Genomic DNA, 5242 nt, shown 5'->3' with positions numbered 1-5242 from the left:
CTACTGGCTCGACGACACCGAGCTGGCGGCGATGACGGGCCGCGCCCTGGCCGCGCTCGGCCGACCCCGGCCGGCCCTGCCGCTGCTGCGCGCCGCCCGCCGCGGTGGCCGGCCCCGCCGGGCGGCGGTCTACGGCGGTTGGCTGGCCCGCGGCCTACTTCAGCTCGGCGAGGTGGAGCAGGCCTGCGCGGTGGCCGGGGCCGCGCTGCTGGACGCGGTCCGCGCCGGGTCGGCGCGGGCCGCGACCCCGCTGGTCGAGCTGGAGCGGCGGCTGGCCGCGCACCGCACCGAGCCGGCGGTACGCCGCTACGCCGCGCTGCTCGCCGACGCCCGCGGCTTCCTGCCCCGCGGCCCGGTCACCGCCCCCTCCCGACCGCCCGCGCCCGGGCGGCGGGGCGGCACGGCGGGCGTGGCGGGCGCGACGCGCCGGCCCGGTGGGGGACGCGGCCGACCCCGACCGGCTAGCGTCGGTACGTGACCCACGCTGCTCCCGTCTCCCCCGTCGACCGCGCCGGTCTGCGTCAGCGCGTCGACAAGGCCCTGGCCGAGTTCCTGGCCAACCAGCGCACCTGGATGACCGGCGTCGACGACGCGCTGGTGCCCGTCGCCGAGGCGATCGAGGCGTTCGTGCTGGGCGGCGGCAAGCGGCTGCGCCCGGCGTTCGGCTACTGGGGGTACCGGGGCGCCGGCGGGGTGGACTCCGACCACGTGGTGACCGCGCTGGCGGCGTTGGAGTTCGTGCAGGCCAGCGCCCTGATCCACGACGACCTGATGGACCGCTCCGACACCCGTCGCGGCGAGCCGGCGATGCACCGGCGGTTCGCCGCCCGGCACCGGGCGGCCGGCTGGGGCGGCGACCCGGACGGGTTCGGCGACGCGGCGGCGATCCTCCTCGGCGACCTCTGCCTGGTCTGGTCGGACGAGCTGCTGCACTCCGCCGGCCTGGAGCCGCGGACGGTGGCCCGGGCCCGGCCGGTCTTCGACGAGATGCGCACCGAGGTCACCGTCGGGCAGTACCTGGACGTGCTGACCCAGGTCACCGGGGACACCTCGCTGGAGCGGGCCGGGAAGGTCGCCCGGTACAAGTCGGCCAAGTACACGGTCGAGCGGCCGCTGCTGCTCGGCGCCGCGCTGGCCGAGGCGTCGGCGGACGTCCGGGCGGCGTACTCGGCGTACGGGTTGCCGCTGGGCGAGGCGTTCCAGCTCCGCGACGACGTGCTCGGGGTCTTCGGTGACCCGGCGCAGACGGGCAAGCCGGCCGGCGACGACCTGCGCGAGGGCAAGCGCACCTACCTGGTGGCGGCGGCCGTGGAGGCGACCGACGACGCCGGTCGGGAGCTGCTGCTCGGCCAGCTGGGCGATCCGGGGCTGGACGAGGCCGGGGTGGCGCGGCTGCGGGAGCTGATCAGCGCCAGCGGCGCGCTGGCCCGTACCGAGCAGCGGATCATCACCCTCACCGACGCCGCGCTGGCCGCGCTGACCACGGTCGACCTCGACACCGAGGCCCGCCAGGCCCTGGTCGACCTCGCCATCGCCGCCACCCGCCGCGCCGACTGACCCCCTGCTCCTCCCCCCTCCCCCCCTGCCAAAGTTGATCATGAAGTTGTTGCCCCGACACGTCGGTGCCGGTGGCAACAACTTCATGATCAACGAGGCGTTGAGGCCCGGGGGGGTCAGAAGCCGAGGGCTTGGGCGCGGCGTTTGACCTCGCGGGCGTGGTCGCCGCCGAGGGTGGCGGCGGCGGTGCCGCCGGAGAGGGTGTCGTCGGGCTCGTAGAGCCAGCGCAGGGCGGCCTCGTCGTCGTAGCCGGCGTCGGCCAGCAGGTTCAGGACGCCGGGCAGGTGCTTGAGCGCCGTCTTGTTCGCCACCAGGTCGACGGGAATCCGGCGGACGCCGTCACGGCGGACGGCGACCAACTCCCGGTCGCGGATCATCTGGTGGACCTTGCTGATCGGCAGCTCGAGGCGCTCGGCCACGTCGGGCAGGGTCAGCCAGGCGGCCGGGTCGGACGGGCCGGCGAGAGCGGCGCCGGAAGCCTGGTCGGCGGGTACGGAATCGGTCACCCGACCACCCTGCCACGTCGCCCCGACCCGGGCGCAACGGCACCCCGGGTGGCCTGCGACAGCACGGCGGGACGGACCGGATCGCGTCCCGGCTGTAGCATCCTGTTCAACCTTCACCCTCCGGACACATAGACTGCCTGCCGATGGACACACAGGTCGCCGACACGTTGCTGGGCTCGCTGCTCGACGGGCGTTACCGCATTCGCGGGCGCGTCGCGCGCGGCGGGATGGCGACCGTGTACACCGCCACCGACGAGCGCCTGGAGCGCACCGTGGCGGTCAAGATCATTCACCCGACCCAGGCGCCGGAGGCCCGCGGCCGGACGGCCGGGTTCATGGCGCGGTTCACCGACGAGGCGAAGACGATCGCCCGGTTGACCCACCCGAACGTGGTGGCGGTCTACGACCAGGGCACCCACGGCGGGCTGCCGTACCTGGTGATGGAGTACGTCCGCGGCCGCACCCTGCGCGACGTGCTGGCCGAACGGCGCCGGCTCAACCCGGACGAGGCGCTGGCGATCATGGAGCAGATGCTCGCCGCGATCGCCGCCGCGCACCGGGCCGGGCTGGTCCACCGGGACGTGAAGCCGGAGAACGTGCTGGTCGCCGAGGCGCCCACCGGCGGCGTGGCGAACCTCGTCGACAGCGTGGTGAAGGTCGCCGACTTCGGCCTGGCCCGCGCGGTCGAGGCCAGCGCCGAGGAGGAGAACGGCAACCAGCTCATGGCGACCGTCGCGTACGTGGCGCCGGAGTTGGTCACCGACGGGCACGCCGATCCGCGCACCGACGTCTACTCGGCCGGCATCGTGCTGTTCGAGATGCTCACCGGGCGGGTCCCGTACGACGGGGACCGGCCGGTGGACGTCGCCTGGCAGCACGTCGACCGGGACGTACCGGCCCCGTCGACCCTGGTACCCGCGCTGCCCAAGGCGCTCGACGACCTGGTCGCGCGGGCCACCCGGCGCGACCCCGGCGCCCGCCCGACCGACGCCGGCGCCCTGCTGGCCGAGGTGCAGGTGGCCCGGGACGACCTGGGCAACCCGAACACGCACACCGCCGTGCTGCGCCCGGTGGGCGACGAGACCTCGGCGGTGGCGCAGCCGACCATGGTCGTGGCGGCGGTCCACCCGGCCGAGCGGCCCGCCTGGGCACGGCTGCCCGAGGGGGGCCAGCAGCGGCCGCACCGCCGTCGGGCCGCCCCGGAGTCGGACCTCGGGGCCCGGTTCGCCGCGCTGCGCACCCGCCTGTTGGGCAGCCAGCGCGGCCGGCTCTCGGTCGCCGCCGCGGTGGTGGCGCTCGGCCTGCTCGCCGCGCTGGGCGGCTGGTGGGTCGGGGTGGGGCGCTACACGGTCGCCCCGGAACTGGTGAGCCTGAGCAAGGCCGAGGCGCAGGCGCAGGCGGACCGGGCCGGTTTCACCCTGGTCTACGCCGAGCCCCGCTACGACGAGAAGACCCCCCGGGACAGCGTCGTGGCGCAGGATCCGGTCTCGGCCGCCAAGATCCTCAAGGGTGGCACCATCACGCTCACCCTGTCGCTGGGTCCGGAGCGGTTCCCGGTGCCGGACGTGGTGGGCAAGGAGTTCGAGCTGGCCGAGGTGGATCTGACCAGCGCGAAGCTGCTGGTGGCCAAGGGCACCCCCCGCTACGACGACAATCTGCCGGCCGGGGTGGTGCTGGAGACCAACCCGAAGGTCGGCGCCGAGGTGAAGCCGGGCACGAAGATCACTCTCATCCTGAGCAAGGGCCGGGCGCCGATCTCGGTGCCGAACCTGCTCGGCAAGAACGTCAACGAGGCGCGGGCCGCGCTGGCCCAGCTCGGCTTGGTGCCGGTGGAGACGTACAAGGACTCGGACAAGCCGAAGGACGAGATCCTCGGGCAGAGCCCGGCCAACGGCGCCGGGGTCGAGAAGGGCGCCCAGGTCCGGCTCGAGGTGAGCAAGGGCCCGGCCCAGGTGATCCTGCCCCGGGTGGTCGACCTGCCGTGTCCGCAGGCCAAGCAGCAGCTGGAGAGCCAGGGCTTCCCGGTGACCGTGCAGTTCAACCCGAACGGGATCGTCCGGTTCCAGAACCCGCAGGAGAACTCGCCGGTGCCGCCCGCGACGCCGGTCACGATCGGATGCCTGTGACGAAGCGACCCGTCGGCTCGCACACCCCCACCTCCGGCGGCCTGGCCCGGGCCGCCCTGCCGTACGTCGACGCGGCCGGCTCCGAGGTGGTGCAGGTCTACGTCTCCAACTCGCGCGGCTGGGCGCTGCCGGCCGGCGACCCGGCCCAGGACGCGCTCTTCCGGGACGGCTGCGCCGAGCGGGGTGTCCCGGTCTTCATCCACGCCTCGCTGCTGGTGAACCTCGGCTCCCCGACCGCGGCGACGGTGCAGCGGTCGGCGGAGACCCTGGCGCACGCGCTGCGCCGGGGCCTGGCGATCGGCGCCCGGGGCGTGGTGTTCCACGCGGGCAGCGCGGTCGACGCGGGGCACGCCGAGGCCGCCATGCGGCAGGTCCGCGAGACGCTGCTGCCGTTGCTGGACGAGGCGGCGGCCGCGGGCGGGCCGATGCTGCTGGTCGAGCCGAGCGCGGGCGGGGGCCGTTCGCTGGCCTCACGGGTGGAGCAGCTGGGTCCCTACCTGGACGCGGTGGACCGGCACCCCGGGCTCGGCGTCTGCTTCGACACCTGCCACGCGTGGGCGGCCGGGCACGACCTGGCCGCCGAGGGCGGCATGACGGCGACCCTGGACACCCTGGTGGCCACCGTCGGGGCGGAGCGGCTGCGGCTGGTGCACGCCAATGACTCCAAGGACCTGTGCGGTTCCACCCGGGACCGGCACGAGAACATCGGCAAGGGCAGCATCGGCGAGCCCGCGTTCGCCGAACTGATGACCCACCCGGCCACCGCCGGCGTCCCCGTGGTGGTGGAGACCCCCACCGAGAAGCACGAGGGCCACGCCGCCGACATCGCCACCCTCAACCGCCTCCACCCCTGATCCACCACAGCGGCCCGTCGGCCCCACCCGGCCCCCGCTCGCCTCGTTGATCAAGAGGTTTGCGTCAGTTCCGGGCCGGCGGCGTCAAGTGGTGAGTGCAATCGTCAGGGCGCGATGAGTTGAGCCAGGCGCTGGGTTGGGGTTGCCCAGCTCAGCGTCTGGCGGGGGCGGGTGTTCAGTTCGTGGGCGACTTCGTCGA

Annotated in this window: 4 protein-coding genes and 1 pseudogene; 4 read left to right on the top strand and 1 reads right to left on the bottom strand. The window is 74.7% G+C overall.

What is annotated here, in order from left to right:
• Both KBX37_RS33255 and KBX37_RS33250 read left to right on the top strand, forming a co-directional pair.
• Positions 1-478: pseudogene (locus tag KBX37_RS33255) on the top strand (hypothetical protein); the annotation flags it as partial.
• Entirely contained in the window at positions 475-1557 is a 1083-nt protein-coding gene (locus tag KBX37_RS33250; protein ID WP_210779787.1) for a polyprenyl synthetase family protein, read from the top strand. The pseudogene KBX37_RS33255 and the gene KBX37_RS33250, both read left to right, overlap by 4 nt.
• A 116-nt stretch (positions 1558-1673) precedes the next feature.
• On the opposite strand, the gene KBX37_RS33245 is transcribed toward KBX37_RS33250, so the two are convergent.
• The gene (locus KBX37_RS33245; RefSeq protein WP_210779786.1) at positions 1674-2063 is read right to left on the bottom strand and encodes an Rv2175c family DNA-binding protein; all 390 of its coding nucleotides are present in this window, start codon (positions 2061-2063) and stop codon (positions 1674-1676) included.
• 143 nt (positions 2064-2206) lie between these two features.
• Between KBX37_RS33245 and pknB the strand changes: the two genes are divergently transcribed.
• A complete protein-coding gene (pknB, locus tag KBX37_RS33240) occupies positions 2207-4189 on the top strand; it encodes a Stk1 family PASTA domain-containing Ser/Thr kinase (protein ID WP_210779785.1) in 1983 nt (660 codons plus the stop codon).
• Positions 4180-5043 (top strand): deoxyribonuclease IV, encoded by an 864-nt coding sequence (locus tag KBX37_RS33235; RefSeq protein ID WP_210779784.1) that lies wholly within the window; start codon positions 4180-4182, stop codon positions 5041-5043. Before pknB ends, KBX37_RS33235 begins: the two co-directional genes overlap by 10 nt.
• The last annotated feature ends 199 nt before the right edge of the window (positions 5044-5242 follow it).

The organism is Micromonospora sp. U56 (assembly GCF_018070095.1).
Taxonomy (GTDB): domain Bacteria; phylum Actinomycetota; class Actinomycetes; order Mycobacteriales; family Micromonosporaceae; genus Micromonospora; species Micromonospora purpureochromogenes.
The sequence above is the reverse complement of the archived record's forward strand: the minus strand, read 5'-3'. Positions and strand labels throughout refer to the sequence as shown.